This window comes from Methylobacterium sp. 285MFTsu5.1, assembly GCF_000383455.1.
Classification (GTDB): Bacteria; Pseudomonadota; Alphaproteobacteria; order Rhizobiales; family Beijerinckiaceae; genus Methylobacterium.
In genome coordinates this window covers 96757-123247 of record NZ_KB911270.1, presented here as the reverse complement: position 1 = coordinate 123247, position 26491 = coordinate 96757, and the positions used below count along the sequence as shown (strand labels likewise).

Here is a 26491-nt window from a genome sequence, read left to right as displayed (position 1 = left end):
TCCGGATAACCTGGGGTCTTCGCGGGGTCTTCGCCGGGTCTTCGCGGAGTCAGTAGCGCGTCGTCACCGCGTTGAGCCAGTCCGGCGAGGCCGCGACGGCCGCGGCCTCGACCCGCTTGTCGAGGCCCGTCAGCACCAGCAGCCCGAGCACGACCATCACGGCGCCGAGCGCGGCCTTCGCGGCCCGGCCGGCCGCAGCGAGGCCGCCGCGCCAGCGCAGCAGCGCCTCGCGGGAGACGAGGCCCAGGAGCATCAGCGGGGCCGCGGCGCCGATCCCGAAGGCCAGCATGGTCAAGGCGACGCCCCCGAGATGCTCGCCCCGCGCCGCCATGAGCGAGGCCGCCCCCAGGGTCGGTCCCACGCAGGGGCTCCAGGCCGCGCCGAGCAGCAGGCCCACGGCGAACTGGCCGGGCAATCCCCCGGAGCCGACGCCGCCGAAGTGGTCCTCCGCCCAGGCGCCGACCGGGCCGGCCGCCGTCGCGACCCGGGCCTGGAGCCGCGGCAGCATCAGCACGACGCCCAGGAGCACCAGGAGCACCGCGCCGGCGCGCCGGAACACGTCGCCGTCGAGCCCGACGGTGAAGCCGATCGTCGCGACGAACAGCCCGATGGCCGTGAAGGCGATGGCGAGGCCGGCCGCCAGAGCCGCCGGACCCAGGCGATGCTCGGCCGCCGCCGTGCCGAGCACGATGGGGATCAGTGGCAGCACGCAGGGCGAGAGCACCGAGAGCAGGCCGGCCAGGAACGCGAACCCCACCGTTCCCAGCATGCCCCGTGCCCTCCCGCTGGCGCCTCGCCCGACGAGGCTTCGACCCTGGCGCGCGGGCCGTCAACGCGCCAGGCGGACGCGGGCCGGCGGGAACAACGCGGCCGCGCGCCGTTTTCGGCGGCAGTCCGGCGGCGTTGCCGGGCGAGGCGCCGAGGAAGGCGCCGAGGAAGGCGCACAGGAAGGCGCTGAGGCGAGGCGGAGCGGACCGGTGACCATCTTCTTCACGGGCGACACGCATTTCGGCGACCCGCGCGCGCTGCGCTTCGATCACCGGCCCTACCCGGATCTCGAGGCCCACGATGCCGGCCTGATCGCGGCCTGGAACGCGACGGTCGCGCCCGGCGACACGGTCTGGCACCTCGGCGATTTCGCCCTCGGGCCGAGCGGTGACCGGATCCGCGCGATCCTCGCCGGACTGAACGGCGAGAAGCACCTGATCGTCGGAAACAACGACGGGCCGGACACGCTGACGGCGCCCGGCTGGGCGTCGGTCCGGCACTACGCGGAACTCGCCGTCGAGGGGCGGATGGTGGTGCTCTGCCACTACGCGTTCCGTACCTGGAACGGCATGAGCCGGGGCGCGCTGAACCTCCACGGCCACAGCCACGGCAAGCTCAAGCCGATGCCGAAGCAGTACGATGTCGGCGTCGATCCGATGGGTGCGGCCCCCGTGCCACTCTCCGCAATCCTGACCTCCCGACTGCGCCGGAAGCGGTGATTCGGGGCGGAACTTTCACGTCAGCTTCACTGTTTCAGCGGACAGAGAAGGAGTGGACCTGAGCCGCTCCGAGAAGCCCGGCAGGACCGCCCGCGGATCTGCCATCACAAACCGTGTGTGAGTGTTCCCGTGAGTGCCAAGTTGGTCACTCTGACCCGCTGCCTCGCCAGCCTCCTGGCAGGCCTCGCCCTGACTTCCGCCGCGTCGGCCCTGCCGTCCTGCATCGAAGCCCAGCGCAAGGTCGACGAGGCGAACGCCCTGCGCTTCCAGGCGCGTCAGGAAGCCCGCCTGGGCAACCATGACCGCGTCTGCGACACGCTCGACGAGGTGGGCGACCGCTACGACGATGCCCGCGACGCGTTCGAGCGATGCGGAGAGGGCGTCGTGGCCATCGACCTCCGCAGCGAGCTGCGGGGTCTGCGGATCGCCAAGAAAATCAACCGCTGCGACTGACCGGGTGCGCGATCGCACCTCGGCCGTCCCGTTCCTGAAGCATCACCCCGATACGCGCGACGCTGGTCGCCGAGAAGGTTCTGCGCCGATGACCCCCGCCACGCTCTCGAACGACATCGAGCCCACCGTCACCCGCACCGGTCCGTCCTTCGCGGCCGCCCTGTGCGGTTTCGTCAGCACCACCGTCGCCACGACGATGCTGCTCATGCTGATCGGCACGTTCTGATTACGGTGCGACCGACCAGAATCTCTGGCGGTTGAACAGCATCTCCTGGGAGCCGATCTTCGGGGTCGGCTCCGTCCTCCGTCCGCAATCGGGCTCGGCCGGTTTCGTGACCGCCGCCAGGGTCGCCGGCGCCACCGGCACGAGGCCCAGTCGGGACTGCACTTCGGGTTGCCGTGCCGCCGCGATGGTCAGCACGCAGGCGATCAGGCCGCCGGCAACAGTTCCGAGAACGAAATTCAACATCGGGGTTGGGGTCCGGGGGCCGGTTCCTTTCGGCCGCACAGCGTCGTCGATAACCAACCCGGCGGCATCATGGCGGATGCGGCGCTCACGCGCTTTTAACTCCTGATCTGCGACAGCTACGCGCTAGCTTGCCTCAGTGGCAGGCCCGACGACGGGGCTGGACCGCCGATGAACTACGCCGCCAACGCCTACGCCAAGACCTCCCACAGCGCGCTGTCGCCCCGCGAAGCCGAATCCGCCGTGCTGCTCAAGGCGGCGCAGAAGCTGATCGGCGCCAGCCAGGGGCTCGCCAGCGGCGACGCCGGGCGCATCAACGAGGCCCTGTCGTTCAACCAGCGGGTCTGGACGCTGCTGACCTCCGAGGCGACGTCCGCGGAGAACCCGCTCCCCGCCGACGTGAAGCAGGGCGTCGGACGCCTGGGCGTGTTCGTGCTCCAGAGCTGCATCGACACGATGATCGCTCCCACGCCGGAGAAGATCGCCACGCTCGTGTCGATCAACAATCACATCGCCGCCGGCCTGCAGGGCAATCCCGGCTGAGGCCGCGTGCCGGTCAGCGAGCCGCCGCGGCGTCCGGCACCTCGGCCGGCGATTCGGCGCCGGCCACCTCCCACTCGACGAGCTTGCGGCTCAGCTTGAGCGACCGGTAATACTCGCCGGCCTCCACCGCCTCGGCGATCGCGGCGATCTGCCCGGCGGCGGCCGGCGCGAGTCCCAGCAAGTCCGTGGCCTGCCGGAAGAACAGGTCGATGCCCTGCGTCGGGTCGTCGGCGAGGTAGATGACCGTCAGGGTCAGGTGGAGACGCTTGCAGGCCGTGTCGGCCTCGCTCTCCGTGATGATCTCGCTCTCGCGCAGGAACTTGCACTGCGTCTCGATCAGGAAGGTCGAGCGACGGTCGCCGTTGCGGAGCAGCGCGCCGTTGATGATCAACCGCTCGAACGGCTTGAGTTCCAGGCGCAGGGGCATCGGGTGTTCCTTTCTAGAAGACCCGGCGATCTCATTCGCGAACCGTTAACGTTTCGCGAATGTCGGACGGCGGCGCCGCCGTTGCCGCGGGTTGCCATGATGGTAAACTCAGACAAATTCCGGCCGGGCGAGCCACGTCGAGGAGGATCGATGACGGCGAAGGGCGATCAGCGCGCGCGGTATCCCAGCCTCGCCGGCAAGCGCGTCCTCGTGACCGGCGGTGCCTCGGGCATCGGCGAGGGGCTGGTGGAGGCCTTCGTCGGGCAGGGCGCCCGCGTCCTGTTCTTCGATATCGCCGACGACGCGGCCCGCGCCGTGGTGGCGCGCCTCGCGCCCGGCGCCGCGCACGCCCCGCTCTACCGGCGCTGCGACCTGACCGATATCGAGGCGGTTCGCGCGCTGGTGGCCGAGGCCGACACGGCCCTCGGCGGGCTCGACATCCTGATCAACAATGCCGGCAACGACGACCGCCACGCTCTCGCGGACGTGACGCCCGCCTACTGGGACGACCGGATGGCGGTGAATCTGCGCCACCTGTTCTTCGCGGCCCAGGCGGCGGTCCCACCCATGCGCCGCGCCGGCGGTGGCGTGATCCTCAATTTCGGATCGATCAGCTGGCATCTCGGGCTGACGGAGATGCCGCTCTACCAGACCGCCAAGGCGGCGATCGAGGGCATGACCCGGGCGCTCGCCCGCGACCTCGGCCGCGACAACATCCGGGTGGCGGCGATCGTGCCGGGCAACGTTCAGACGCCCCGCCAGGAGCGATGGTACTCGCCGGAGGGCGAGGCGGAGATCGTCGCCGCGCAGTGCCTGAACGGTCGGATCCAGCCGGCCGACGTCGCCGCGCTGGTCCTGTTCCTGGCCTCGGACGATGCCCGGATGTGTACGGCCCACGCGTACTTCATCGACGCGGGCTGGCGCTAGGACCGGCGCCGGGCAACCAAGCGGCCGGGCAAAAGATCGGCCGGGCGGAGGCGTCGACGGCGCTCCGGCCCGGCCCGCTTTCCTGCCTCAGTCGCAGGTCTCCTTCTTGACGGTCTTCGAGTCGCCCATGTCGTTCTCCTTGCGCACCGTCTTGGTGACGCAGCCGTCGCCGTGGTCGTGGACGGTCACGGACTTCGACTCGGAGGCCGGGCGGTCGACGACGACGGCCGGGCGGTCGCGCTCGATCACCGTGGTCTGGGCTTGCGCGGCGGCGCCGAGGCTCAACAGGGCGGCGGTCGCGAGCAAGGTCATGCGCATGCTGAAACTCCAATACCGATTTCGGTAGCGGATAACGGCAATGCCAGCTTGGGCGTTCCGCGGCGTGTCGCGTCCTGAGGCGGGCCGAACCCGTAGAGAACTTGGCTCGGCCCGCGCGCCGTTCGGCATGAGGTGCAGCCGGAGCGACGGCGCCAATGACCGCGGAAGCCGACCCGTTGCAACCCCGGCGAACTACGTGCGCGGCGCGGCCGGGTCTCAGCCGCCGGTCATCGGCGGGAAGAAGGCGATCTCGCGGGCCCCCGCGATCGGCGCGTCCGGCTTGGCGTGGGCCCGGTCGATCGCGGCGCGGACGACGCCGGCATCCTCGAAGGCGTAGGCGTATTCCTCGCCCCGGCCCCGGAGCCAACCGACGAGATCGGCGACGGTGGCCACCTCCGGCGGCGGCGCCAGCTCCTCCTCGGAGCGGCCGATCCGCTCGCGGACCCAGGCGAAATAGACGAGCTTCATCGCATCACCGTACCGGAGACAGGGCAGGGACCGCGCGTCCCGGAGACGGATCCCTCAGCGCGGATCGTCGATGACGTGCTTGATCCCGGCCCGCATGTAGTCCCACCCGGTCCAGAGCGTGAGCGCGGCGGCGAGCCACAGGAGCGTCAGGCCGATCGGCTCGGTTCCCGGGAGCACCGTCTCGCCCGCCGGACCGGCCACCAGGAAGCCGAGGGCCAGGAGCTGCACGGTGGTCTTCCACTTCGCGATCCGGCTGACCGGCACGCCGACCTTCAGCTCCGCCAGATACTCGCGCAGGCCGGAGACCAGCACCTCGCGGCACAGGATCACGATGGCCGCCCAGATATTCGAGCCGACGATGGTGTGGTCCGCCGCCAGCATCAGCAGGCACGCCGAGACCAGCAGCTTGTCGGCGATCGGATCGAGCATCCGGCCGAGCGCCGAACTCTGGTGGTAGGTGCGGGCGACGTACCCGTCGAGGTAGTCGGTGATCGCGGCCGCGACGAACACCCCCAGCGCCGTCCACCGCGCCGTGTGGGATTCGGGCCAGAACAGCAGCGCGACCATCACCGGCACGGCAACGAGGCGCCCGTAGGTCAGGCAATTCGCGAGCGTCCAGGCCGGCGACCGTCGTCGGGGAAGGACGGCGTTCATCGGAGGGGTGAAATCAGAGTGGGCCCCGGGCGTCAACGCCCCAGACTCCGCCTCGGCCATCGCGGCCGGGTTCTCAGGCGCCGGCATGAAAGAAGTCGTAGACCGCCCGCGCGGTGGCGGCGTTCACGCCCGGGGTCTTGGCCAGATCCTCGAAGGCGGCGCGCTCGATCGCCTTCACGGTCCCGAAGTGGTGCAGCAGCGCGCGCTTGCGGCTCGGACCGATGCCGGCGATCTCGTCCAACGGATTCTTCACCATCTCACGCTTCCGCTTGGCCCGATGGCTGCCGATGGCGAAGCGGTGCGCCTCGTCGCGGAGCCGCTGCACGAAGTAGAGCGTCGGGTCGCGCGGCGGAAGCTTGAAGGGTGGCCGCCCGGGCACGAAAAACGTCTCCCGGCCCGCATCCCGGTCGCGGCCCTTGGCGACGCCGACGAGCGGCACGCCCGCCACGCCGACCTCCTCCAGCGCCGCCCGCGCGGCGTCGAGCTGGCCCTTGCCGCCGTCGATCAGCACGAGGTCCGGCCAGGCCGGGAACGCCTCGCTCTCCTCCGCCGGGGCCGGCACCGGCTCCGGCACGCCGCCCTCGGCGGCGGCCACGGCCGCCTCGCGCTCCGTGCGCGGCGCCTCCTTCACGAGCCGCTTGAAGCGCCGCTGCAGCACCTCGCGCATCATGCCGTAATCGTCCCCGGGGGTCAGATCCTCGGACTTGATGTTGAACGTGCGGTAATGCGCCTTCATGAAGCCCGTCGGGCCGGCGACGATCATGCCGCCGACCGCGTTCGTGCCCATGATGTGCGAGTTGTCGTACACCTCGATCCGGCGGGGCGCCCCGTCGAGCCCGAAGGCCTGGCCGAGGGCGGCGACGAGCTTGCCCTGCGAGGCCGTGTCGGCGAGGCGCCGCGCCAGCGCCTCCTTGGCGTTGCGCTGGGCGTAGTCGACGAGGTTCTTCCGCTCGCCGCGGCTCGGCCTGTGAATCTCGACGCGGTACTCCACCCGGCTCGACAGGGCCGCCGCGACCAGCTCCGCGTCCTCGATCGCGTGGCTCGTCAGCACGGTCCTGGGGGCGGGCTTGTCGTCGTAGAATTGGCCGATGAACGAGCCCAGCACCTCGTCGGGCGTCATCGTCCGGTCGGCCTTCGGGAAATAGGCGCGGTTGCCCCAGTTCTGGAAGTTCCGGAAGAAGAACACCTCGATGCAGAACTGGCCGGCCTGCTCGTCGAGGGCGAACACGTCCGCCTCCTCGACGCCCTGGGTGTTGACCCCCTGCACGCCCTGGATCGCCGACAGGGCGGCGATGCGGTCGCGGAACCGGGCGGCGCGCTCGAACTCCATCGCCTCGGACGCCTCCTGCATCTCGGCGCGCATCCGGTCCTTCACGGCGTTCGACTTGCCGGCGAGGAACGCCCGGGCGGAATCCGCCATGGCCGCGTAGTCGTCCGCGGCGATCTCACCGGTGCAGGGGCCGGAGCAGCGCTTGATCTGGTAGAGCAGGCAGGGCCGGGTGCGGTTCTCGTAGTAGCTGTCGGTGCAGGTGCGCAGCAGGAAGGCGCGCTGCAGGGCGTTCACCGTCCGGTTCACCGCCCACACGCTGGCGAACGGGCCGTAATAATTGCCCTTCCGGCGCCGGGCGCCCCGGTGCTTGACGATCTGCGGGGCGGGGCCGTCGTCGGTGACCAGGATGTAGGGGAACGACTTGTCGTCCCGCATCAGCACGTTGAAGCGCGGCTTCAGCTGCTTGATCAGGTTGGCTTCGAGGAGGAGCGCCTCGGTCTCGGTCGCCGTGGTGACGAACTCCATCGCCGCCGTCTGCGAGATCATCCGGGCGATGCGGTTCGAGTGCGCCTGGCCCCGCGCGTAGGAGCCGACCCGCGCCTTCAGGTTCTTGGCCTTGCCGACGTAGAGGACGTCGCCGCGATGGTCGAACATCCGGTAGACGCCGGGCGAGGACGGCAGGGTCGACCAGAATCGGCGGATCACCTCGGTTCCGGCCTGGACGGCGCCCGGCTCGAAGTCGAAATCGATCTCCGGCGCCTCCGTCTCGGGGAGGCCGGCTTCCGGCTCGTCGGCGGCCTCGTCCCGCTCGGCGTCGCGGCCGTCGTCGAAGGTGTCGGGGGGCAGGTCTGAGAGGGCTCTGCGGCTCATACCGCAGATCTAAGCGTTCCGGACCGCCAGGGGGACCGGGGCGGCGACAAAAATCGCGCGCCCGGTCGGCTCGATCAGTCGAACAGCGAGTCGATGTCGCTCTGGTCGACGTGGCCGATGTCGTGGTCGAGCTTGGGCCCGTTGAGCAGCGAGCTCTCGTCGTCCAGGGAGGTCGGCACCGGCATGACGGTGATGAGCTCCTTGAAGCTGTCGAGTTCCGACCACGTGGCGATGAGCCGGTCGAGATGCTCCTCGATGAACTTCATCACGCTGACGATCTTGGTGATCCGCTGGCCGGTCAGGTCCTGGAAGTTGCAGGCCTCGTAGGCGGTGATCACGCGCTCGAGGATCACGTCGACGTGCTGCTTCGTGCCGGGCGGCAGCGTCGCGGCGTTGAGCATGCCGGCGTGGCTCTCGATCTCCTCGATCGCGCCGAGGAGCTGCGTGGTGGCGCGCTCCGTCGAGTCGACCACCGCGTCGAGCTCGTCGGCCGCCCGGCGCATGCCCTTGCCGGTGTTCTCGGTCCGGTGCAGCGTCGCCAGCTCCGACTTGGTGCGGGTGATCGCCTCCTTCATCACGTCGAGCTCGGTGCGCATCGCCAGCGCCTCGTGCAGCTCGCGGCGGCACGACTCGATGGTCTCGCTCGCGCTCATCTGCGTGACGCGGCGCAAGTCCTGGATGGCGTTGAAGATCTCCTCCAGGCGCTCGCTCGAGGCGGACGCCCCGGGTCCGGGAGGGGGAGCCGCGGGAAGCCCGAGACTGTCTTCGATGCGATAGCGCTTCTGGGTCATCGTCCGGGCGTGAGCGTTCGGGTTCCGTCGCCGCGACTGTCTACCATAACGGTTAGCGGACTGTGACTGCCGAGCTTCTTACCGCCGGCCCCCTGCGCCTGGGGGCCCAGGGCCCCGTCGGGGCTTAACCGCCGATTCACGCTGGTCGCGACGGGCCGGGGACGGGCCGGGCCGCCCCGGCGATTCACCACGTTCGTTCACCGGATTCGGTAAAATTCGACGGGATCGTTCGCGGGCCGGGAGCACGGGCACCGGCTCGGGAGCATGCGACGATGCGGCGTTCAGTCCGTCTGGGAATGGGGGTGGCCGCGGCCGCGTTCGTGCTGTGCGGCCCCGCCCGGGCGCAGCAGGCGCGCTACGCCGAGGGCGGCTACGGCGGCGGCCTGATCGAGTATCTCGTCACCGGCAGCGCCGGCGGCGCGCCCGGGCGCGGCTGGCCGCAGCGCGCGGCGCCGCAGCAGCGCGTCGCGGCCTATTCCGGCGAGCTGGTGCCGGTCGAGCCGGAGCCGGCGCAAGGTTACGGGCAGGCGTACGGGCAGGCTTACGGCCAGCCCTATGGCCAGGCTTCCGGCGCCCCTCAGCCCTACGGTGCGCCCCAGGGAGATCCGGGCCGGATCGGCCGCGCGGTCTCGCCGGAGTACCAGCGCCAGGAAGTGGCCTTCACGGGGCGGCAGAAGCCCGGAACGATCGTGATCGACACCGCCGGAAAGCATCTCTACCTGGTGCAGGCCGGGCAGCGCGCCCTGCGCTACGGGATCGGCGTCGGCCGCCCCGGTTTCGCCTGGAGCGGGCTGAAGACGGTGAGCCGCAAGGCGGAGTGGCCGGACTGGACGCCGCCGGCCGAGATGCTGGCCCGCCGTCCCGACCTGCCGCGCCACATGGCCGGCGGCCCGGAGAACCCGCTGGGCGCCCGCGCCCTCTACCTGGGTTCGTCGCTCTACCGGATCCACGGGACGAACGAGCCCAACACGATCGGGCAGTCGGTCTCGTCGGGGTGCATCCGCATGATGAACGACGACGTCATCGATCTCTACGAGCGCGTGCCGGTGGGGACGCGGGTCGAGGTCCTCTGAGCGGCCGACGCGGCCCCGGTCGCGGATCGGACCTTCTGGATACGAGAAAGGCCCGGCCGCGCCTGACGCGACCGGGCCTTCCGCTGCCTATCCGGGACGATCAGGTCCAGTCGCTGTCGTCGCCGCCGCCGAGGTCGCCGCCGAAATCACCGCCCGGATCGCTGTAGCCGGCGTCCTGGAAGCTGCCCATGTCGCCGCCGCTGTTGTCGAGGGCCGAGCCGAGATCCTGGTTGCCGCCGTCGCCGTAGTAGTTGTTGACGACGGTCTCGCCCCCGCCGCCGAGACCGGCGGCCGCGGCGCTGCCGAGGCTCGAATGGCCGCCCGCGAAGGCGTTCGACAGGGCGCTGCCGAGGAGCATGCCGCCCGCCGCGCCGGCCGCCATGGGCAGGGCCGTCGCCATGAAGCCGCCGCCGCGCGCCGGCGCCTGGGGCTGGCCGCCCCACGGGCCGCCCTGCTGCTGCGGGTAGCCGCCCTGCTGCGGGTAACCCTGCGGCGGGCCGCCCTGGTTGCCCCAGGGCTGGCCGCCCGGACGCGGCTGGCCGTAGCCCGGCTGGGGCTCCTGGCGCTGCTGGCTGCCGCCGCCGAAGATGCTCGACAGGAAGCCGCCACCCCCGGAGGACTGGGCCGGAGCCGCCTGGCTACGAGCTTGCTCCAGCTGCTGGTTGAGGCTCTTGATCGCCTCTTCCTGCACGTAGATCAGCTGCGCCATCGCGTAGGGCGCGTAGGGCTGCGCGCGGAGCTTGTCGGCGATGAAGCGCTCCGCCTCCGCGTCGCGGGGCTGGGTCTGCGCCTGCTCCAGCCGCTGGAAGATTCCCGAAATGACGTCGCGTTCTTCGCTGTTCATGGAGTCGTCCTCCTCGAATCTCACCCGCGGGCCCGAACGCGCCGCATGGCAGCTAGGACATGGGTGCGCGGCGACGCTTTGTCAGGGGGATTGCGAAAACTTCATCCGCCTATCCCGAAACGCGAGAAGCCCGACCTGCCGGCCGGGCTTCCTGCATGCCGAGTGTAAGGCGCGGCCGCGGCCGCGCCGACGCGATCCTAGAACGTGCCGAACTTGTAGTTCAGGCCGGCGCGGACGACGGCGAACTGGTCGTCGCGGCGGCCGACGCCGCTGTAGACGACCGGGAAGTTGTTGGCGGCGTTGATGACGAACGCGCCCTGGTTGCGGGTGCCGCGGTCGAGGTTGACGTACAGGCCTTCGACCTTGAGCGTCACGGCCGAGGAGCGGAAGAAGTTCAGGAACGAGTCGGTGGGCAGGGCGTACTCGATGCCGCCGCCGGCGGCCCAGCCGGTGCGGAAGCTGTCGTTGCCGGCGTAGCCGCCGAAGGAGCGGTCGGCGCTGCCCGAGCCGTAGGCGAAGCCGCCGGTGCCGTACACGAGGGTGCGGTCGAAGGCGTAGCCGAGGCGACCGCGGACGGTGCCGAAGAAGTCGAGGCTGGAGAGGCCGCGCGGGTCGGTGACGTAGTAGCCGGGGGCCAGCGCGCCGGAGATGAAGGCGTTGTTCCGGTTGCGGCCGAAGTCGAGGTACTGGGCGTCGGCCTCGACACCGATCACGAGGCCGGAGCCGGGGGTGATCTGCCAGTTGTAGCCGATCTGGCCACCGCCGGAGAAGCCGTCCTGGCTGCGGTTGCGGAAGGAGGCGACGGTGCCGGGGGCGGCGTAGGGGAAGGGGACGGCGAAGGTGTTGCCGGTGTTGCGGTCGCTGGCGTCGAAGGCGTAGCCGGCGTTGATACCGAAGTAGGCGCCGGTCCAGGTGAAGACCGGGACGGGGGTGAACACCGGCGGCGGGGCGGCGCGGCGCGGCAGGTCGGCGGCGAAGGCCGAACCCGCGAAGGCGACGCCCGCGAGGGCCGTGGTCACACGGAGCATGGATTTCATGATCTGGTCCTCACTGGTGGTCCGCGCCGTCCCACGGGCGGACGGTTGCGGAACCGGATCTGGCTGCGTTCCAGCGGTTCCAGGGTTGCTTTGCGCTCCGCGGTGTCGCCGACCGCTCTCGCGGCCCCTTGTGGCAACCCGCCGTTTTCCCCGGCACCTTGACCCCTAAACGCGGTCGAATGGCCAAGGTTCATTTACGGCTACGCTTTTTTTCGGGCCGGGAATCGACAAAGTGTCGCAGCCCCTGTCCGAGGCCGCACTGGCTCGTCAGGGCACCAGCGTGATCGCGGAGATCAGGCGGCCGTAATCCGCCTCGCCGCGATGCGTGGTCCGCCGGTAGCTGTAGAACCGCTCCGGATCGGCGTAGGTGCAGAGATTGAGTGCGGTGGCCTCGCCGATCTCGGCCTCGCCGAGCCGGGCCAGGATGAAGCCCGGAAGATCGAACTGGGCGTGCCCCGGCCGCGTGCCGGGGCCGAGGAAGCGCTCCATGCCGGGGGCATCGCTCCCGAAGCGCGCGACGAAGTCCGGACCGACCTCGTAGGAGGCCTGACCGATCGTCGGTCCCAGGACGGCGACGATGCGGCTGCGCCGCGCCCCGAGCGCCTCCATCGCCGACACGGTCGCGCCGATCACGCCGGTGAGCGCACCCTTCCAGCCGGCATGGGCGGCGCCGACGACGCCGTTCTCGGGATCCGCGAACAGGATCGGCCCGCAATCCGCGGTGGCGATGCCGAGCGCCAGGCCCGGAATCCGCGTCACCATGGCGTCAGCCTTCGGCCGCTCCGCCGCGAAGGGGGCCTCGACGGTGACCACATCGGCCGAGTGGACCTGATACAGGCTCACGAGCCGGTCCCGCGGCAGGCCGAGCTGCGCGCACATCCGCGCCCGGTTCTCGGCGACGCGCTCCGGCGCGTCCTGGGAGCCGAGGCCGCCATTGAGCGACGCGTACAGGCCCTCGGAGACCCCGCCGACGCGGGTGAAGAAGGCGTGGCGCACGCCCGCATGGGCGGAGAGTTCCGGCGCCTCGATGAACATGCCTGCGGTCACGGTCGGCCTCGCGCTTGCCCCTGTCGCGCCCCGATAGCGCAAGGGCGGACCCTTGACGATGTCGTTCAACCGTCAGATTCTTGCTGCATTGCAGTACGGAGCCGATCCGGCCCCGCCTTGAGAAGGATCGCGATGTCACGAGGGATCGAGACCGACGCCCTGCCCGAGACGCCCGAGGCCGAAGAGCCCCGGATTCCGAGCGCGCCTGCCCACCCCGTCACGGGAGAGCCCGCCGCCTTCGACCCGACCGACCTCAACCCGCCCGCGCCGCCGACTCCGCGGCCCGCCAGCCAGACCGATTCCGGCTTCGGCTCCTTCGGCTGAGAGTAGCCGGCCCGTACGGGGCCGCGCATCGTCCCGGCGGCTCAGAGCCCCGGAAATCCCGGGAGCGGCCCGACGGACGGGCCGCTCACCGCCAGCACCTTGAACAGGCTTCCCATCCCGCCCCGGCCCGGATCGGTCAGGCGCGCGGCCGCCGCGTCGATCGCGGCGGCCTGCGCGGGGCTCGCCCGTGCCTTCAGACGCTCGGCACGGGCCCCGAGTCCGAGGGCGGCCAGGAAGTCGCCCTGATCGACGGGGCCGTGGATCGCGGCGCCCTCGGCCCGCGCCGCCTGGGCGAGGGCGGCGAAATCGACGTGATGCGTCAGATCCGCCTCGCCGGGCTCCGCCAGCGGGTCGGCGAAGCGATGTCCCGCCAGCGCCTGGAGGGTGTCGCCGAAGCCCGGACGCACATGGCCGTAATCGATGGCCAGCAGGGCGCCGCCTTCGGAACACAGCCGCCGCGCCAGCGCGCGTATCAGCGCGAGGCCGGCCGCCGGCACGCTCATCAGCGCGCCGTCCGGGCCGTCCGCCGCGAGGCCCGGGACCGGCTCCGGCGACAGGCCGAAAGCGAGGCCGCCCGCCGGATCGAGACCGACCTGCCGCTCGTGCCAGCCCGACGGCTGGCGCTCGAACTGGCGCACCGGCAGGCAGTCGAAGAACTCGTTGGCCAGGATGATCGCCGGCCCCTCGGGCAGCGTGTCGACGCTGTCGTGCCACGCGGCACCGGTCCCGGCGAGGGCGCGCGCCTGCGCGGCCCGCAGCACCAGGCTCGTCTCGACGAGGTGCGGTGCCACGCGCACCCCCGGGAGCGCTGCCCGCAGCGCGCGCAGCGCGTCCGCCATCAGCGTGCCGCGGCCGGGCCCCAGCTCCACCAGGAGGAGCGGATCCGGCGACCCGATCGGGCCGCGGACGTAGGCTGTCCAGGCACCGAGCAGTTCTCCGAACATCTGGCTGATCTCGGGCGCGGTGGTGAAGTCGCCCTGGGCGCCCAGGGGATCGCGGGTGCGGTAGTAGCCGTGGACCGGGTGGCCGAGGCAGAGGGCCATGTAGCGGTCGACGCCGATCGGCCCGTTCTGCCGGATCAGCGCCGCGATCTCGGTTCCGAGGGGGGTCACGCCTCGACGGCCGCCTTGCGGGCGGCCTCGGCGGCCGGCGCTTCCACCGGATGGCGGGGCCGTGTCCGGCCGGTCGCGGCCAGCACGATGTAGGTCAGGCCGACGATCATCATCGGCACGCACAGCAGCATGCCCATGGTCACGCCGCCGCCCATCGGACCGAGATGGTCGCCGAACAGGAAGCCGAGCTGGCGATCCGGCTCGCGGAAGAACTCGCAGAAGGTCCGGGCCAGCGCGTAGCCGAGGACGAAGATGCCGCCGAGGAGCCCGGGCTTGCGGAAGCCGAACCGGCGGACGCTGACCGCCATCACGATGAACAGCAGCAGGCCCTCGGTGGCGGCCTCGTAGAGCTGGCTCGGGTGGCGCGGCAGCGGGCCGCCGCTCGGGAACACGATCGCGTAAGGGAAGTCCGGCGCCGCGCGGCCCCAGAGCTCGCCGTTCACGAAATTGGCGATCCGGCCGAAGAACAGGCCGATCGGCACCACCACGGCGCCGATATCGAGGAGCGTGTAGGCGTTGAGACCTTTCCCGCGGGCAAACAGCACGAAGGCCAGGATGGCCCCGATGAAGCCGCCGTGGAACGACATGCCGCCATTGCGGATCGCCAGGATCTCCCACGGATCGGCGATGTACATCGGCAGATTGTAGAACAGCACGTAGCCGATCCGCCCGCCGAGCACGACGCCGAGCGCCACCCAGACGACGAGGTCGTCGATGTCGACGACCTGCGGGCGCTTCACCACGCCCCAGAGGCTGTCGGCCATGACGAGGCGGCGCGCGTAATACCAGCCGCCGATCAGGCCGGCGATGTAGGCGAGCGCGTACCATTTGATCGTGATCGGCCCGATCGCGATCGCCACCGGATCGATGGCCGGAAAGGGCAGGGCGAGGAGCGGCATCTAACTCACCTCCGGGGCGGCCGGATTGGACGCCGGAGGGGCGACGCGTCAAGCCCGGGCGCACGCTCCCGGAACGGAGGCCTCAGCCGCGCACGAACAAGAAGCCGTGTCCGTCCGGGCCGGCGCAGTAGGCTGCCGTGCCGTCGGCGGAGGTCCGCGGCGTTCGCCCGCTCTCGCGCAGGCGCCGCGACAGGGCCCGCGGATCCGCTGCGGTGAACAGGTAGCGGGTGGCGGCCCGGTCGGCGGGCTCGACGACGAGCCGCCGCTCTGTCGCGGGCGTGCGGTAATGCAGGAGCTCCACGTGCGGCGCGGGGTCCGGCGGCGCCAGGGCGATCACGTCGACCTGCGGATCGTCGACTCCGTCGAGGCGCGCTTGCTCCGGCCCGCGGTTCAGGCCGCGCTCCGTCACCGCCAGCCCGAGGGGGCCGGTCAGGAAGGCCAGGGTGGCGTCGAGGTCGGTGACGGTGATCGCCGAGTGATCGATCCCCAGGAACAGGCCCGGCGGGTCGCGCCAGCGGGCGGCCGCGGGTCCGTCGGGGAAGAAGATCAGCTCCAGGGGATGCCCGTCGGGGTCGCGGAACTTGTAGGCGATCACGCCCCCCGTGGAGGCCGGCAGGCGCTGCGGCCCGCCACGGCTGATCGGCGTCGGGGCGAGCCGTGCCAGTCGCGCGGCCGCGGCTTCCATGTCGCGGACCGGGATCGCGAGGTGCTGGAAGAACGGGTCGGTCGCCGCGGGATCGGCCGGGTAGGGCGCGCCGGGCGGATCGACCGCCAGGAAGGTCACGGTCTGCCCGCCGAGGCGCATGCGCAGCTGGGTGGCGCGCCGGTCCGCGAGCCCCATCGCCTCCGCCTGCGCGGCGGGAACCGGCTCCGGCGGGGCGGCCCGCGCGAAGCCGAGCCCGTCCCGGTAGAAGGCCTCCGTGACGGCGAGGTCCGCGACCGTGCGGCCGAACCCCGTGAGGGCCCGCACGCCGCCCTCGGGAGCGGTGCCGCTCACAGGAGCGGCGCTCCCCGCACGTTCACGTAGATCGCGTAGAGCCCCTGCGAGGCGCACAGGAAAAGGCGGCTGTCGTTGCGTCCGCCGAAGGTGAGATTGGCGACCGTCGCGGGCACGAAAATCTTGCCGACCAGCTCGCCGCCGGGGTCGATGCAGTGGACCCCGTCCCCGGCGCTCGACCAGACATTGCCGTGCTCGTCGCACCGGATGCCGTCGGCGTTGCCCGGCGCGATCCGGCAGAACACGTCGCCGCCTGACAGGCTGCCGTCCTCGGCCACGTCGAAGACGCGCACGTGCTGGAGCGGATCGGTGTCGAACTGCAGCCCGGTCTCGACGATGTAGAGTCTGCGCTCGTCGGGCGAGAAGCAGAGCCCGTTCGGCCCCTGGAAATCGTCGGCCACCACCCGCAGCGAGCCGTCGCGCGGATCGAAGCGGTAGACGGCGGCGGGCAGCTCGGATTCCTGCTTGCCGCCCTCGTAGTCGGTCTGGATGCCGTAGGGCGGGTCCGAGAACCAGATCGTCCCGTCCGACTTGCAGACGATGTCGTTGGGCGAGTTCAGGCGTCGCCCCCGGTAATGCTCGACCAGGCCCGTGACCCGCCCGTCGAGCTCGGTCCGATGGATGCGCCGGCCGCGGTGCGAGCAGGACAGCATCCGCCCCTGGCGGTCGCGGGCGTGGCCGTTCTCGAAGTCGCTCGCCTCGCGGTAGACGCTCAGGCCGGCGGATTCCGACCAGCGCATTACCCGGTTGTTGGGGAGGTCCGAGAACAGGAGCTCGTCGCGGTCGCCGAACCAGACCGGGCCCTCGGTCCAGCGGAACCCGTCCGCGAGCTTCTGCAGCGGCGCGTTCGGCAGGATGTAGGCCTTGAAGCGCGGCTGCGTGAGTTCGAAGCCGTCCATGGAGCCGCCCCTACTTGAAGCGGCCGGGCTGATTGACGGTCGGCTCGACCTGCAGCCCGGTCACGATCATCGTGCAGGGCTCGTCACCCACCGTCCCGGACAGGTGGCCCTTCCGGCCGTCCCGCGCCTTGGTGTTCTGGTCCTCGCCCATCATCAGCTCGCCCGGGCCCATCTCGACCCGGTGGCCGTCCATCGTCTCGACGAACCAGCGGCCCGACAGGACGGCGATCCATTGCGGCCGCGGATTCTCGTGCCACTCGCCGACCCAGCCGACCGGCAGGACCGTGAAGGTCACGACCGACGGCGCCGGGTCCATCTTATCGTTCCACTGCGGCGCGGTCTCGGGGTTGATCCCCTCGAACTTGAACCGCTCGAGGTGGAACAGCTCCTGGCGGCTGACACCCTCCGCATCGGTGTAGACGTGCCAGTACGGCATCTTCGGAGGGGTCGGCTCGCTCATCGTCGCTCCTGCCGCGGCGGGACACACCCTCCCACAACGGCCGGGCTTGGCGATGGTTCGCGGCTCCCGACGAAGGCCAGAACGACCGGGACATCGCTCCGAGTCCCGGTCAGCAAAGCTCCTCACCGTCCTTGCGAGCGGAGCGAAGCAACCCAGCCGGCGCCACACTCGGCGATCGCGCGCCGGCCCGGCTCGCCTCGCCGCGCTCGCGATGACGGCGCGACGCTCACATCTGCTCGGGGATCCGGTCCGTCTGCGCGAGGTTCGAGAACCGGGTGATGTTCGCGTCGAACTGCAGCTCCACGGTGCCGGTGGGGCCGTGACGCTGCTTGCCGAGGATCACCTCGGCCTTGCCGTGGACGCGCTGCATCTCGGCTTCCCAGGCGAAGAACTCCTCGGTCCCTTCGCGGGGCTTCTTGTTCCCGACGTAGTACTCCTCGCGGAACACGAACATGACGACGTCGGCGTCCTGCTCGATCGAGCCCGACTCGCGCAGGTCGGCGAGCTGCGGACGCTTATCGTCGCGGTTCTCCACCTGACGGGAGAGCTGCGACAGGCCGATGATCGGAACCGCCAGCTCCTTGGCGAGCGCCTTCATGCCCGTCGTGATCTCGGTCATCTCCTGCACGCGGTTGTCGCTGCGCTTGCCCGAGCCCGAGAGGAGCTGGAGGTAGTCGACGATCAGCAGGTCGAGGCCCTTCTGGCGCTTCAGGCGCCGGGCCCGGGCGGCGAGCTGGGCGATCGAGATGCCGCCGCTCTGGTCGATGTAGAACGGGATCGTCTGCATGTCCCGGGCGGCGTCGGTGATCTTGTAGAAATCCTCGGGCCGGATGTCGCCGCGGCGGATCTTGTACGAGGGCACGCCCGACTGCTCTGCGATGATGCGGGTCGCGAGCTGCTCGGCCGACATTTCCAGCGAGAAGAAGCCCACGATGCCGCCGTTCACGGTCCGGGTCGTGCCGTCCGGCTGCTTCTCGCCGCGGTAGGCCTTGGCGATGTTGAAGGCGATGTTGGTCACCAGCGAGGTCTTGCCCATGGCCGGGCGGCCCGCGAGGATGATCAGATCGGAGGGCTGCAGGCCGCCCATCTTGGCGTCGAGGTCGGACAGACCCGTGGCGATGCCCGAGAGCTTGCCGTCGCGCTGGTAGGCCTTGGCGGCCATGTCGACCGCGGCGGTCAGCGCGTCCGAGAATTTCTGGAAGCCGCCGTCGTAGCGTCCGGCCTCGGCCAGCTCGTAGAGCCGGCGCTCGGTCTCCTCGATCTGGTCCCGGGGCGCCTGCTCCACCGGCGCCTCGTAGGCGCCGTTCACCAGATCCTCGCCGATGGTGATCAGCCGGCGGCGGATGGCGAGGTCGTAGATCGTGCGGCCGTACTCACCGGCGTTGATCACCGTCGTCGCGTCGGCGGCGAGGCGCGCGAGGTACTGCATCACCGTCTGGCCGCCGAAATCGGCGTCGCCCAGATAGGTCTTCATGGTGATGGGCGTGGCGAGCTTGCCGGCCTTGATCAGGGAGGCCGCCACCGTGAAGATCTGCTGGTGGGCATCCTCCATGAAGTGCTCGGCCAGCAGGAAGTCCGACACCCGGTAATAGGCGTCGTTATTCACCAGGATCGCGCCCAGCAGCGCCTGCTCCGCGTCGATGTTGTGCGGGGCGACGCGGTACTCGGCCTGGACCGCTTCGAGCTTGGCCGTGAGCGCATTGGGCAAGGCCATCGGCGGACGACTCCGTATCAGGCGCCGCGGCGGGCGCGCCAGGATCACACCGCACGACCTTGGCGCCGGTATGGTTACCGAAGCCTAGCCGACGGCCGGTTCTCCCGGGCCGGGGCGCGGAAAAGCGGACGCCCGCCGACTCTCGCGAGGGGCGGGCGTCCATGCTGGAACAAAACTGGAACGTGTCAAGTCTCGGGGACCATCATCCCCAGTGTTCACCGGTATACACGGCGGGGTCGGCCTCGCGGCCCGGCCACGCCGCCGCAGGCTTGACCGGCCGGTTGGCCGGCCGGTCAAGCCTGCAACCGGGGATCAGCCGCGGTCGTCGGCGCCCTCGCCGGCATCGGCCAGCGCCTGACCGACCTCGAGGCCGAGGTCGTCGAGGTTGAACGCCTCGCGCTCGGTCACCGACTCGCCGCGGGCCTGACGCTCGGCCTCCTCGGGGCTGCGGGCGACGTTGACGGTGATCTCCACCTCGACCTCGGGGTGCAGCACCACCGGGACCGTGTGAAGGCCCAGCGTCTTGATCGGCTGGTTCAGGGTGAACTGACCGCGATCGACCGTGAAGCCCTCCTTCGCGACGACCTCGGCGAGGTCGCGGGTCGAGACCGAGCCGTAGAGAACGCCGGTCTCGCCGGACTGACGGATGAGGACGAAGCTCTGGCCGTTCAGCTTCTCGGCGACGACCTCGGCGTCCTTCTTGCGGTCGAGGTTGCGGGCCTCGAGCTGGGCGCGCTGGGCCTCGAAGTGCTTCTTGTTGGCTTCCGTCGCGCGCAGGGCCTTGCCGCGCGCGAGCAGGAAGTTGCGGGCGAAGCCCGGACGGACATTCACGGTCTCGCCCATCTGGCCCAGCTTGGCCACGCGCTCGAGCAGGATCACTTCCATGGTCTTTCTCCTTCAGGTGTTCGGCCACGCGGGCCGGGGTCTCACGGCGCCGGATCGCCCTTGGGGCGTCGGCGGTCGAGGGCTGTGTCGGCGAGGCCGAACAGGGTCAGGGCGACCAGGGCGATGCCCTGGGTCACGAACAGGATCAGGTACATGCCGAACAGCATGAGCCCGCGCCCCGGCCGGCCGCGGGAGCGGTCGTGGAAGGCGGCGAGTCCCTGGAGGGCGAAGGCGGCGCTGAACGCGCCGAGCAGCGCGACCCCGAACACGCCGACATAGCCGGGCGCGAAGCACATCCCGACGGCCGCCGCGACCGCCACGAGCGTGCTGCGCGGCATGGCGGTGGAGGGGATGTCGGGCCAGGGCCGCGGCAGGCGGCCGGAGATCTTCACGATCCGGGCCGACGCCCAGAGGTAGAAGGCCAGCAGCAGGGCGAGGCCGTTCGCCGCGAAGGCGGGCACGACGCGGGCGAGGGCGTCCGCCACCTCGGCCCGCGTGACGTCCGCCGGGTCGGCGTCGGCCTGCGGGGCCGGACCGGGCGTCGCCGCCCCGTCCTTGCCGCCTGCCTCGCCGCCGGTCGAGGGCGCGTCGGCGCGCGGGGCGTCTGCGCGTGGGGTCTCGGGGGACGGGCGGGCGGAGGGCAGCCGCGTCTGGACCAGGGTCTGGGCGAGCCCGCGCAGCTGCGCGTCGAAGGCGGCGTGGTTCGGCGACGACAGGACCGCGATGGCGATGAAGGCGAGGGCGGCCGTGGCGGCGATCCAGCCGAGCAGGCGGCCGGTCGGGTACCATTCGAGGCCGGCGGGCGTCTCGCGCCCGAGGAGCGCGAGGTAGGCGAGCCACCAGGCGGGCAGGGCGATGTAGGCCGCGAAGGCCAGTCCCAGGAAGGGCGCGATCACCAGGACCAGCGCGAGGCTGCCGGCGGCGGCCGCGGCGAGCGCGGCCTTGTGGCTCCAGCCCAGGCCGACGATCAGGATCGGAAGCGGCGCCACGAGGTAGAGTAGGATCGCGAGCGGCGTCGCCTTCAGCAGCACCCCGAACAGGAGTGCGGAGACGAGGCCCGCGCCGATACCGATGCCGATGTGCTGTGCCATGAATTCCGCTGTCCCGCTGCCGGTACGGCAGGGTTAGAGGCGGCTACGCGCCCCAACGATCGGGCGGCGCGAGCCGCCCTCTGGGAGGGCCGGCCCGGGCAGATGCCGGGCCGGCGGGTTCTGATGGCCTACTTGATCACGTAGGGCAGCAGGCCGAGGAAGCGGGCGCGCTTGATCGCCTGAGCGAGCTCGCGCTGCTTCTTGGCCGAGACCGCGGTGATCCGCGACGGCACGATCTTGCCGCGCTCGGACACGTAGCGGGACAGGAGCTTGACGTCCTTGTAGTCGATCTTCGGCGCGTTCGCGCCGGAGAACGGGCAGGTCTTGCGACGACGGAAGAAGGGACGGCGTCCGCCGCCCGCACCAGCACCGAATGCCATGGGTTAGCCCTCCCCGCCGAAGCTGCGCTCGCCGCGGTCACCGCGATCGCCGCGGTCACCACGGTCGCCGCCGAAGCCGCCACCGCCGAAGCCCTCGTCATCGCGACGACGGCCGCGCTCGCGATCCTTGCGGTCGTCGCGGTCGCGCTTCTGCATCATGGCGGACGGCTCGGAATCGAGCTCCTCGACCCGGATGGTCATGAAGCGCAGCACGTCCTCGGAGATCTGCATCTGGCGCTCCATCTCGGCGATGGCGGCCGGCGGGGCGTCGATGTTGAGGAGGGCGAAGTGCGCCTTGCGGTTCTTCTTGATCCGGTAGGCGAGGGACTTCACGCCCCACATCTCGATCTTCTCGAGACGGCCACCGTTCTGCTCGATCACACCCTTGTAGGTGTCGATCATCGTCTCGACCTGCTGGGACGTCACGTCCTGGCGGGCCAAGAGCACATGCTCGTAGAGAGGCATTGTCGGGCCTTTCATCGTCAAAAGGAGCCCGGCCGCCGGAAGGCGGCTGATTCGGGCCGGTTCATCTCGCGCTACGCTCGGCGCCAAGCCCTTCGAGCCGATTTTCAGGCCCGAGCGGTTGATCGAAGGCGGAGACACCGGACGACGGGATCTGGGAGAGCCCTGTGCCGCGAGCGGCACCGTCCGTTCAGCCCCCGGCCGGAGCGAACGCGAGGGGCGGCGCATAGTCGGTTTTTCGCGACCTGGCAAGGTCGTGGCAAGGTCGCGTCGTGGGTCGCGGCTTGGGTGGCGGGCCCGATCTCCCCGCGGCCGCGGGGATCGGGCCGCGCGTCCCGTGCCGGGCCCTGCCGGGACGGCCCCGCCTGTTGTGCGGAACACGCCCACGGGCGCGTGCCGCGCCGCGGCGCGACCCTGTCCGGCACCGCTCAAGCTTGCCGCTCGGGCGGTTCGATGACACAAGCGCGGCGCGGCTGGGGATCCCCGGCCGCACTGGTTTTCGGTAATCCTCCAGATCCGCGATGGCAGAGGCCCCAGCTTCCGGCCCGTCCGAGGTCGGTCCCGTGCTGATCACCGGCGCGAGCGGCTTCCTCGGCTCAGCCCTGGTCGACGTGTTCCGCCGGGCCGGCTTCCCGGTGCGCATCCTCGTGCGCGCCTCGAGCCCCCGCCGCAACCTCACCTGGACCGACGTGGAGATCGCCGAGGGCGACATGCGCGACCCGGCCGCCGTGGCGGCGGCGATGCGCGGTCAGCGCTACCTGATCCACGCCGCGGCCGATTACCGGCTCTGGGCGCCGGACATGGAGGAGATCGTCCGCACCAACCGCGACGGCACGCGCCTGATGATGCGCGCGGCGCTCGAGGCCGGCGTGGAGCGTGTCGTCTACACGTCGAGCGTCGCGACGATCAAACCGCCGGCCGACGGCGTCACGCCCTCCGACGAGACCATGCCGCTGACGCCCGAGACCGCGATCGGCGCCTACAAGCGCAGCAAGGTCGTGGCCGAGCGGGTGGTCGAGGAGATGGTCGCCCGGGACGGCCTGCGGGCGGTGATCGTCAACCCGTCGACGCCGATCGGTCCCCGCGACGTCAAGCCGACGCCGACCGGCCGGATCATCCAGGAGGCGGCGCTCGGCAAGATGCCGGCCTTCGTCGATACCGGGCTCAACCTCGCCCACGTGGACGACGTGGCCCAGGGACACCTCCTGGCGCTGCGCAAGGGCCGCATCGGCGAGCGCTACATCCTCGGCGGCGAGGACGTGTTCCTCTCGCAGATGCTCGCCGACATCGCCGGCATGGTCGGGCGCAAGCCGCCGACCGTGAATCTGCCCCGGGCCGCCGTCTATCCGGTGGCGTTCTTCGCGCAGCTCGCCGCGCGGGTCACCGGCAGGCAGCCCTTCGCGACGATCGACGGGATCCGCATGTCGCGCTACCGGATGTTCTTCTCGGACAGGAAGGCGCGCGCCGAACTCGGCTACACGGCCCGGCCGTACCGCGAGGGCCTGTCGGACGCGATCACGTGGTTCCGGGAGGCGGGCTACCTCGCATGAGCACCCTCGATTCCGCCACCGCGACGCGCTCCGGCAAGGGGCACCGCGACGAGAACTTCCCCGTCGCCTCGCACCTGATCCATCCCCGCCACCGGGGCGCGATCCTGGCGTTCTACAACTTCGTCCGCGCCGGCGACGACGTGGCCGATCACGCCGCCCTGTCGCCCGAGCGCAAGATCGAGCTGCTCGATCGCCTCGCCGACGCGCTCACCGGCGCCGGGCCGTCCGATCCCGAGGCCGAGCCGCTGAAGCGCGAGCTCGCGGCCCGCGGCCTGCCGCCCCGGCACGCCCTGGAACTCCTCGACGCGTTCCGCATGGACGCGCGCAAGAACCGCTACGCGGACTGGGACGAGCTGATCCACTACTGCCGCTACTCGGCGATGCCGGTGGGCCGCTACGTCCTCGACGTGCACGGCGAAGACCCGGCCCGGGTCTACCGGGCGTCCGACGCCATCTGCGCGGCGCTCCAGGTGATCAACCACCTCCAGGATTGCGGCAAGGACTTCGCGGCGCTCGACCGGGTCTACCTCCCGCAGGATTGCCTCGACCGCCACGGCGCCACCGTGGCGATGCTCGGCGAGGCCCAGGCGCCGCCGCAGCTCCGGGCCGCGATCCGCGAACTGGCGCAGCGCTGCCTGGACCTCCTCGACGAGGGCGCGGTCCTGCCGGACCTGATCGACGACCTGCGCCTGTCTCTGGAGATCGCTGCCATCCACCGGCTCGCCGTCGTGTTGAGCCGGGGCCTGCTGGAGCGCGACCCGCTCTCGGAGAAAGTCCATCACGGCAAGGCCGCCTTCGCGCTGACGGCGCTCGGCGGCGTCGCTGCCACCCTGGCGCGCCGGCCCTTCCGCGGCCGGACCGTCCGGGCCGCGGCTCAGGGAATCCGCTCGTGACCGCCACCGCCACGCCCGCCCAGGACCACGCGAGCGCCGCCCCGGCGCTGCCCGCCGCCGGCTCCTCCTTCTACACGGCGATGCGCCTGCTGCCGAAGGAGCGGCGGGAGGCGATGTACGCCGTCTACGCCTTCTGCCGCGCCGTCGACGACGTCGCCGACGACGGCGGCACCCGGGCCGTCCGGCAGGTCGAGCTCGACCGCTGGCGGGCCGATATCGACGCGCTCTACGCCGGCCGCCCGGCCCCGCGGGTGCGCGACCTCGTGGAGCCCGTGCGCCGATTCGGCCTGAAGCGCGAGGATTTCCAGGCGGTCATCGACGGCATGGCGATGGACGCCGTCGAGGACATCGTCGCCCCCGACGCCGAGACCCTCGACCTCTACTGCGACCGGGTCGCCAGCGCGGTCGGCCGGCTGTCGGTGCGGATCTTCGGCATGCCGGAGGCGGACGGCATCCGGCTGGCGTGGCACCAGGGCCGCGCGCTCCAGCTCACCAACATCCTGCGCGACATCGACGAGGATGCCGAGCGCGGCCGCCTCTACCTGCCGCGCGAGAAGCTCCGGGCAATCGGCCTCACCGACCCGACGCCGGCAGAGGCGATCGGCCACCCCCGCATCGGCGAGGTCTGCATCTCCCTCGCCCGCGAGGCCGAGGACCATTACCAGGCGACCTGGGAGATCATCCGGCGCAGCCCCCGCAAGGCGACCAAGGCCGCCCGGCTGATGGCCGCCGCCTATCACCTCTACCTCAAGGCGGTCCTCGCGCGCGGCTGGGCGATGCCCCGCGCCCGGGTGAAGCCCGGCAAGCTCGCGCTGCTGGGCGTCGTCGTCCGGCACGGCCTGATCTGATGGGCACCGTCCACGTCGTCGGCGCCGGCCTCGCCGGCCTCGCCGCTTCCGTCGCGCTCGCCGAATCCGGCGCCCGGGTGGTCCTGCACGAGGCCGCCAAGCAGGCCGGCGGCCGCTGCCGCTCGTACTACGACCCGGCCCTCGGCCTGACCATCGACAACGGCAACCACCTGCTCCTGTCCGGCAACGCCGATTCCCTCGGGTTCCTCCGGACGATCGGCGCGCCGGCCGACGCCCTGGTGGGGCCGGACGTGGCGGAGTTCGACTTCGCCGACCTGAAGACCGGCGAGCGCTGGCGGCTTCGGCCCAACGCCGGGCGGCTGCCCTGGTGGGTCATGAGCCCGGCCCGCCGCGTCCCCGGCACCCGGGCGCGGGACTACCTCGCGCCCCTCGGGATCCTGCGCGCGGCCTCCGGCAAGGCGGAGGGTGCGGGCGGCACGATCGGCGCCCACATGGCCTGCGAGGGCACGCTCTACCGGCGCCTCTGGCACCCGGTGCTGCTCGCGGCCCTCAACACCGAGCCCCGCGACAGCGACGTCGGGCTGGCGGCGCGGATCCTGCGCGAGACCCTGGGGGCGGGCGGCAAGGCCTGCCGCCCGCTCGTGGCCGTCGAAGGGCTGTCCTACGCCTTCGTGGATCCGGCGATCCGCTACCTCACGAGCCGCGGCTGCGAGATCCGCCTCGGCCGGCGCCTGCGCGGCCTCGACCTCGCGGACGGCCGCGTCGGGCAGCTCGTGTTCTCGGACGGTGCCGAGACCCTCGGTCCGGAGGACGGCGTCGTGCTGGCGCTGCCGCCGTGGGTCGCCCGGGAGGTGTTGCCCGGTCTCCTCGCCCCGACGGAATTCCGCTCCATCGTGAACGCGCATTTCGCCCTGGCGCCGAAGCCCGGTAGCCCCCTCGTGCTCGGCGTCGTCAACAGCCTGACAGAGTGGCTTTTCGCCTATCCGGACCGGTATTCGGTCACGATCAGCGGCGCGGATCGCCTTCTCGACGTGCCCCGCGAAGACCTCGCCCGGCAGATCTGGGCCGAGATCGCACAGTTGTGCAACCTTGCACCCGACCTGCCCAGCTGGCAGATCGTAAAGGAGAAGCGTGCGACCTTCGCGGCGACGCCGGCGGAAGCCGCGCGGCGCCCGAAGGCCGAAACCGCCTACGACAATCTCGTCCTGGCAGGCGATTGGACCGCCACCGGCCTGCCGTCGACGATCGAGGGAGCGATCCGCTCTGGCCAGACGGCCGCACGTTCCTTGCGTGCGGGATCTGCCGCGCGTGCTGGAACCCAGGTGCGCGGCGCAGCTTGAG

General features: G+C 71.3%; 32 protein-coding genes. 11 read left to right on the top strand and 21 right to left on the bottom strand.

Annotated features, from left to right (window positions below; genetic code table 11):
• Positions 1–49: 49 nt before the first annotated feature.
• Complete coding sequence (locus tag H288_RS0100615; RefSeq protein ID WP_020090657.1) at positions 50–769, bottom strand: cytochrome c biogenesis protein CcdA; 720 nt, start codon at positions 767–769, stop codon at positions 50–52.
• A gap of 208 nt (positions 770–977) precedes the next feature.
• Between H288_RS0100615 and H288_RS0100610 the strand changes: the two genes are divergently transcribed.
• From H288_RS0100610 to H288_RS35510, 3 genes are all read left to right on the top strand, one after another.
• Positions 978–1487 carry a metallophosphoesterase gene (locus tag H288_RS0100610; protein WP_020090656.1) on the top strand — a complete coding sequence of 170 codons (510 nt, stop codon included), beginning with the start codon at positions 978–980 and terminating at the stop codon, positions 1485–1487.
• Between the two features lie 129 nt (positions 1488–1616).
• On the top strand, positions 1617–1940 hold the full coding sequence (locus H288_RS0100605) for a hypothetical protein (RefSeq protein ID WP_020090655.1): 324 nt from the start codon (positions 1617–1619) through the stop codon (positions 1938–1940).
• An 88-nt stretch (positions 1941–2028) separates the two neighbouring features.
• A complete protein-coding gene (locus H288_RS35510) occupies positions 2029–2166 on the top strand; it encodes a hypothetical protein (protein ID WP_020090654.1) in 138 nt (45 codons plus the stop codon).
• Here H288_RS35510 and H288_RS0100595 read toward each other — a convergent pair whose 3' ends face one another.
• Positions 2167–2409: a hypothetical protein gene (locus H288_RS0100595; RefSeq protein ID WP_020090653.1), complete on the bottom strand. Its 243-nt coding sequence runs from the start codon at positions 2407–2409 to the stop codon at positions 2167–2169.
• 168 nt (positions 2410–2577) lie between these two features.
• On the opposite strand from H288_RS0100595, the gene flaF reads away from it, so the two are divergent.
• Positions 2578–2949 (top strand): flagellar biosynthesis regulator FlaF, encoded by a 372-nt coding sequence (flaF, locus tag H288_RS0100590; protein WP_020090652.1) that lies wholly within the window; start codon positions 2578–2580, stop codon positions 2947–2949.
• 13 nt (positions 2950–2962) lie between these two features.
• Here the strand turns inward: flaF and H288_RS0100585 are convergent, their stop codons facing one another.
• On the bottom strand, positions 2963–3376 hold the full coding sequence (locus H288_RS0100585) for a flagellar biosynthesis repressor FlbT (RefSeq protein WP_020090651.1): 414 nt from the start codon (positions 3374–3376) through the stop codon (positions 2963–2965).
• A gap of 150 nt (positions 3377–3526) precedes the next feature.
• On the opposite strand from H288_RS0100585, the gene H288_RS0100580 reads away from it, so the two are divergent.
• On the top strand, positions 3527–4303 hold the full coding sequence (locus H288_RS0100580) for an SDR family oxidoreductase (protein WP_020090650.1): 777 nt from the start codon (positions 3527–3529) through the stop codon (positions 4301–4303).
• 87 nt (positions 4304–4390) lie between these two features.
• Here H288_RS0100580 and H288_RS0100575 read toward each other — a convergent pair whose 3' ends face one another.
• The 5 genes from H288_RS0100575 to H288_RS0100555 form a co-directional block, all read right to left on the bottom strand.
• Positions 4391–4621: a hypothetical protein gene (locus H288_RS0100575; RefSeq protein ID WP_020090649.1), complete on the bottom strand. Its 231-nt coding sequence runs from the start codon at positions 4619–4621 to the stop codon at positions 4391–4393.
• Positions 4622–4837: 216 nt separating this feature from the next.
• On the bottom strand, positions 4838–5089 hold the full coding sequence (moaD, locus tag H288_RS0100570) for a molybdopterin converting factor subunit 1 (RefSeq protein ID WP_020090648.1): 252 nt from the start codon (positions 5087–5089) through the stop codon (positions 4838–4840).
• Between the two features lie 54 nt (positions 5090–5143).
• Positions 5144–5743 (bottom strand): CDP-diacylglycerol--glycerol-3-phosphate 3-phosphatidyltransferase, encoded by a 600-nt coding sequence (gene pgsA, locus H288_RS0100565; RefSeq protein ID WP_020090647.1) that lies wholly within the window; start codon positions 5741–5743, stop codon positions 5144–5146.
• Between the two features lie 73 nt (positions 5744–5816).
• Positions 5817–7883, bottom strand: a complete 2067-nt coding sequence (gene uvrC / locus H288_RS0100560; protein WP_020090646.1) for an excinuclease ABC subunit UvrC — start codon at positions 7881–7883, stop codon at positions 5817–5819.
• Between the two features lie 74 nt (positions 7884–7957).
• Positions 7958–8674, bottom strand: a complete 717-nt coding sequence (locus H288_RS0100555; RefSeq protein ID WP_020090645.1) for a protein phosphatase CheZ — start codon at positions 8672–8674, stop codon at positions 7958–7960.
• A gap of 272 nt (positions 8675–8946) precedes the next feature.
• Here H288_RS0100555 and H288_RS0100550 point away from each other — a divergent pair, with 272 nt between their 5' ends.
• Positions 8947–9747 carry a L,D-transpeptidase gene (locus H288_RS0100550; RefSeq protein WP_026604541.1) on the top strand — a complete coding sequence of 267 codons (801 nt, stop codon included), beginning with the start codon at positions 8947–8949 and terminating at the stop codon, positions 9745–9747.
• Between the two features lie 100 nt (positions 9748–9847).
• Here H288_RS0100550 and H288_RS0100545 read toward each other — a convergent pair whose 3' ends face one another.
• From H288_RS0100545 to pgeF, 3 genes are all read right to left on the bottom strand, one after another.
• A complete protein-coding gene (locus H288_RS0100545) occupies positions 9848–10591 on the bottom strand; it encodes a DUF2076 domain-containing protein (protein ID WP_020090643.1) in 744 nt (247 codons plus the stop codon).
• Between the two features lie 197 nt (positions 10592–10788).
• Positions 10789–11628 carry a porin family protein gene (locus tag H288_RS0100540; RefSeq protein ID WP_020090642.1) on the bottom strand — a complete coding sequence of 280 codons (840 nt, stop codon included), beginning with the start codon at positions 11626–11628 and terminating at the stop codon, positions 10789–10791.
• Positions 11629–11895: 267 nt separating this feature from the next.
• Positions 11896–12663, bottom strand: a complete 768-nt coding sequence (gene pgeF / locus H288_RS0100535; protein WP_020090641.1) for a peptidoglycan editing factor PgeF — start codon at positions 12661–12663, stop codon at positions 11896–11898.
• Positions 12664–12807: 144 nt separating this feature from the next.
• Between pgeF and H288_RS0100530 the strand changes: the two genes are divergently transcribed.
• The gene (locus H288_RS0100530; RefSeq protein ID WP_012322302.1) at positions 12808–12999 is read left to right on the top strand and encodes a hypothetical protein; all 192 of its coding nucleotides are present in this window, start codon (positions 12808–12810) and stop codon (positions 12997–12999) included.
• A 41-nt stretch (positions 13000–13040) separates the two neighbouring features.
• Here H288_RS0100530 and H288_RS0100525 read toward each other — a convergent pair whose 3' ends face one another.
• The 10 genes from H288_RS0100525 to rpsF form a co-directional block, all read right to left on the bottom strand.
• Positions 13041–14111, bottom strand: coding sequence for an SAM-dependent methyltransferase (locus H288_RS0100525; protein WP_020090640.1), 1071 nt, complete (start codon positions 14109–14111; stop codon positions 13041–13043).
• Positions 14108–15010: a prolipoprotein diacylglyceryl transferase gene (lgt, locus tag H288_RS0100520; RefSeq protein ID WP_020090639.1), complete on the bottom strand. Its 903-nt coding sequence runs from the start codon at positions 15008–15010 to the stop codon at positions 14108–14110. The genes H288_RS0100525 and lgt overlap by 4 nt, the downstream gene beginning before the upstream one ends.
• An 82-nt stretch (positions 15011–15092) precedes the next feature.
• The gene (locus tag H288_RS0100515; RefSeq protein WP_020090638.1) at positions 15093–16007 is read right to left on the bottom strand and encodes a VOC family protein; all 915 of its coding nucleotides are present in this window, start codon (positions 16005–16007) and stop codon (positions 15093–15095) included.
• The gene (locus tag H288_RS0100510; RefSeq protein ID WP_020090637.1) at positions 16004–16906 is read right to left on the bottom strand and encodes an SMP-30/gluconolactonase/LRE family protein; all 903 of its coding nucleotides are present in this window, start codon (positions 16904–16906) and stop codon (positions 16004–16006) included. The genes H288_RS0100515 and H288_RS0100510 overlap by 4 nt, the downstream gene beginning before the upstream one ends.
• A gap of 10 nt (positions 16907–16916) precedes the next feature.
• Positions 16917–17366: a cupin domain-containing protein gene (locus tag H288_RS0100505; RefSeq protein WP_020090636.1), complete on the bottom strand. Its 450-nt coding sequence runs from the start codon at positions 17364–17366 to the stop codon at positions 16917–16919.
• A gap of 226 nt (positions 17367–17592) precedes the next feature.
• Positions 17593–19080 carry a replicative DNA helicase gene (locus H288_RS0100500; protein ID WP_020090635.1) on the bottom strand — a complete coding sequence of 496 codons (1488 nt, stop codon included), beginning with the start codon at positions 19078–19080 and terminating at the stop codon, positions 17593–17595.
• A 312-nt stretch (positions 19081–19392) separates the two neighbouring features.
• Positions 19393–19965 carry a 50S ribosomal protein L9 gene (gene rplI / locus H288_RS0100495; RefSeq protein WP_020090634.1) on the bottom strand — a complete coding sequence of 191 codons (573 nt, stop codon included), beginning with the start codon at positions 19963–19965 and terminating at the stop codon, positions 19393–19395.
• Between the two features lie 41 nt (positions 19966–20006).
• A complete protein-coding gene (locus tag H288_RS0100490; RefSeq protein WP_020090633.1) occupies positions 20007–21056 on the bottom strand; it encodes a DUF2232 domain-containing protein in 1050 nt (349 codons plus the stop codon).
• Positions 21057–21184: 128 nt separating this feature from the next.
• Positions 21185–21436, bottom strand: a complete 252-nt coding sequence (gene rpsR / locus H288_RS0100485) for a 30S ribosomal protein S18 (protein ID WP_007561044.1) — start codon at positions 21434–21436, stop codon at positions 21185–21187.
• A gap of 3 nt (positions 21437–21439) precedes the next feature.
• Positions 21440–21901 (bottom strand): 30S ribosomal protein S6, encoded by a 462-nt coding sequence (gene rpsF, locus H288_RS0100480; protein WP_020090632.1) that lies wholly within the window; start codon positions 21899–21901, stop codon positions 21440–21442.
• Positions 21902–22419: 518 nt separating this feature from the next.
• Here rpsF and hpnA point away from each other — a divergent pair.
• Genes hpnA through hpnE form a run of 4 tightly spaced genes read left to right on the top strand, consistent with a single transcriptional unit; the run spans position 22420 to position 26490 of the window.
• A complete protein-coding gene (gene hpnA / locus H288_RS0100475; protein WP_026604540.1) occupies positions 22420–23448 on the top strand; it encodes a hopanoid-associated sugar epimerase in 1029 nt (342 codons plus the stop codon).
• Positions 23445–24341 (top strand): squalene synthase HpnC, encoded by an 897-nt coding sequence (gene hpnC / locus H288_RS0100470; RefSeq protein WP_020090630.1) that lies wholly within the window; start codon positions 23445–23447, stop codon positions 24339–24341. The genes hpnA and hpnC overlap by 4 nt, the downstream gene beginning before the upstream one ends.
• Positions 24338–25189, top strand: a complete 852-nt coding sequence (hpnD, locus tag H288_RS0100465; RefSeq protein WP_020090629.1) for a presqualene diphosphate synthase HpnD — start codon at positions 24338–24340, stop codon at positions 25187–25189. The genes hpnC and hpnD overlap by 4 nt, the downstream gene beginning before the upstream one ends.
• Positions 25189–26490, top strand: coding sequence for a hydroxysqualene dehydroxylase HpnE (hpnE, locus tag H288_RS0100460; RefSeq protein ID WP_020090628.1), 1302 nt, complete (start codon positions 25189–25191; stop codon positions 26488–26490). The genes hpnD and hpnE overlap by 1 nt, the downstream gene beginning before the upstream one ends.
• Position 26491 lies beyond the last annotated feature (1 nt).

Bases quoted from the DNA above. Each gene is read 5' to 3' on its own strand.
- H288_RS0100615 (WP_020090657.1), bottom strand. From the start codon at position 769: ATGCTGGGAACGGTGGGGTTCGCGTTCCTGGCCGGCCTGCTCTCGGTG.
- H288_RS35510 (WP_020090654.1), top strand. From the start codon at position 2,029: ATGACCCCCGCCACGCTCTCGAACGACATCGAGCCCACCGTCACCCGC.
- H288_RS0100595 (WP_020090653.1), bottom strand. From the start codon at position 2,409: ATGTTGAATTTCGTTCTCGGAACTGTTGCCGGCGGCCTGATCGCCTGC.
- flaF (WP_020090652.1), top strand. From the start codon at position 2,578: ATGAACTACGCCGCCAACGCCTACGCCAAGACCTCCCACAGCGCGCTG.
- H288_RS0100585 (WP_020090651.1), bottom strand. From the start codon at position 3,376: ATGCCCCTGCGCCTGGAACTCAAGCCGTTCGAGCGGTTGATCATCAAC.
- H288_RS0100580 (WP_020090650.1), top strand. From the start codon at position 3,527: ATGACGGCGAAGGGCGATCAGCGCGCGCGGTATCCCAGCCTCGCCGGC.
- H288_RS0100575 (WP_020090649.1), bottom strand. From the start codon at position 4,621: ATGCGCATGACCTTGCTCGCGACCGCCGCCCTGTTGAGCCTCGGCGCC.
- moaD (WP_020090648.1), bottom strand. From the start codon at position 5,089: ATGAAGCTCGTCTATTTCGCCTGGGTCCGCGAGCGGATCGGCCGCTCC.
- pgsA (WP_020090647.1), bottom strand. From the start codon at position 5,743: ATGAACGCCGTCCTTCCCCGACGACGGTCGCCGGCCTGGACGCTCGCG.
- uvrC (WP_020090646.1), bottom strand. From the start codon at position 7,883: ATGAGCCGCAGAGCCCTCTCAGACCTGCCCCCCGACACCTTCGACGAC.
- H288_RS0100555 (WP_020090645.1), bottom strand. From the start codon at position 8,674: ATGACCCAGAAGCGCTATCGCATCGAAGACAGTCTCGGGCTTCCCGCG.
- H288_RS0100550 (WP_026604541.1), top strand. From the start codon at position 8,947: ATGCGGCGTTCAGTCCGTCTGGGAATGGGGGTGGCCGCGGCCGCGTTC.
- H288_RS0100545 (WP_020090643.1), bottom strand. From the start codon at position 10,591: ATGAACAGCGAAGAACGCGACGTCATTTCGGGAATCTTCCAGCGGCTG.
- H288_RS0100540 (WP_020090642.1), bottom strand. From the start codon at position 11,628: ATGAAATCCATGCTCCGTGTGACCACGGCCCTCGCGGGCGTCGCCTTC.
- pgeF (WP_020090641.1), bottom strand. From the start codon at position 12,663: ATGTTCATCGAGGCGCCGGAACTCTCCGCCCATGCGGGCGTGCGCCAC.
- H288_RS0100530 (WP_012322302.1), top strand. From the start codon at position 12,808: ATGTCACGAGGGATCGAGACCGACGCCCTGCCCGAGACGCCCGAGGCC.
- lgt (WP_020090639.1), bottom strand. From the start codon at position 15,010: ATGCCGCTCCTCGCCCTGCCCTTTCCGGCCATCGATCCGGTGGCGATC.
- H288_RS0100510 (WP_020090637.1), bottom strand. From the start codon at position 16,906: ATGGACGGCTTCGAACTCACGCAGCCGCGCTTCAAGGCCTACATCCTG.
- H288_RS0100505 (WP_020090636.1), bottom strand. From the start codon at position 17,366: ATGAGCGAGCCGACCCCTCCGAAGATGCCGTACTGGCACGTCTACACC.
- H288_RS0100500 (WP_020090635.1), bottom strand. From the start codon at position 19,080: ATGGCCTTGCCCAATGCGCTCACGGCCAAGCTCGAAGCGGTCCAGGCC.
- rplI (WP_020090634.1), bottom strand. From the start codon at position 19,965: ATGGAAGTGATCCTGCTCGAGCGCGTGGCCAAGCTGGGCCAGATGGGC.
- H288_RS0100490 (WP_020090633.1), bottom strand. From the start codon at position 21,056: ATGGCACAGCACATCGGCATCGGTATCGGCGCGGGCCTCGTCTCCGCA.
- rpsR (WP_007561044.1), bottom strand. From the start codon at position 21,436: ATGGCATTCGGTGCTGGTGCGGGCGGCGGACGCCGTCCCTTCTTCCGT.
- rpsF (WP_020090632.1), bottom strand. From the start codon at position 21,901: ATGCCTCTCTACGAGCATGTGCTCTTGGCCCGCCAGGACGTGACGTCC.
- hpnA (WP_026604540.1), top strand. From the start codon at position 22,420: ATGGCAGAGGCCCCAGCTTCCGGCCCGTCCGAGGTCGGTCCCGTGCTG.
- hpnC (WP_020090630.1), top strand. From the start codon at position 23,445: ATGAGCACCCTCGATTCCGCCACCGCGACGCGCTCCGGCAAGGGGCAC.
- hpnE (WP_020090628.1), top strand. From the start codon at position 25,189: ATGGGCACCGTCCACGTCGTCGGCGCCGGCCTCGCCGGCCTCGCCGCT.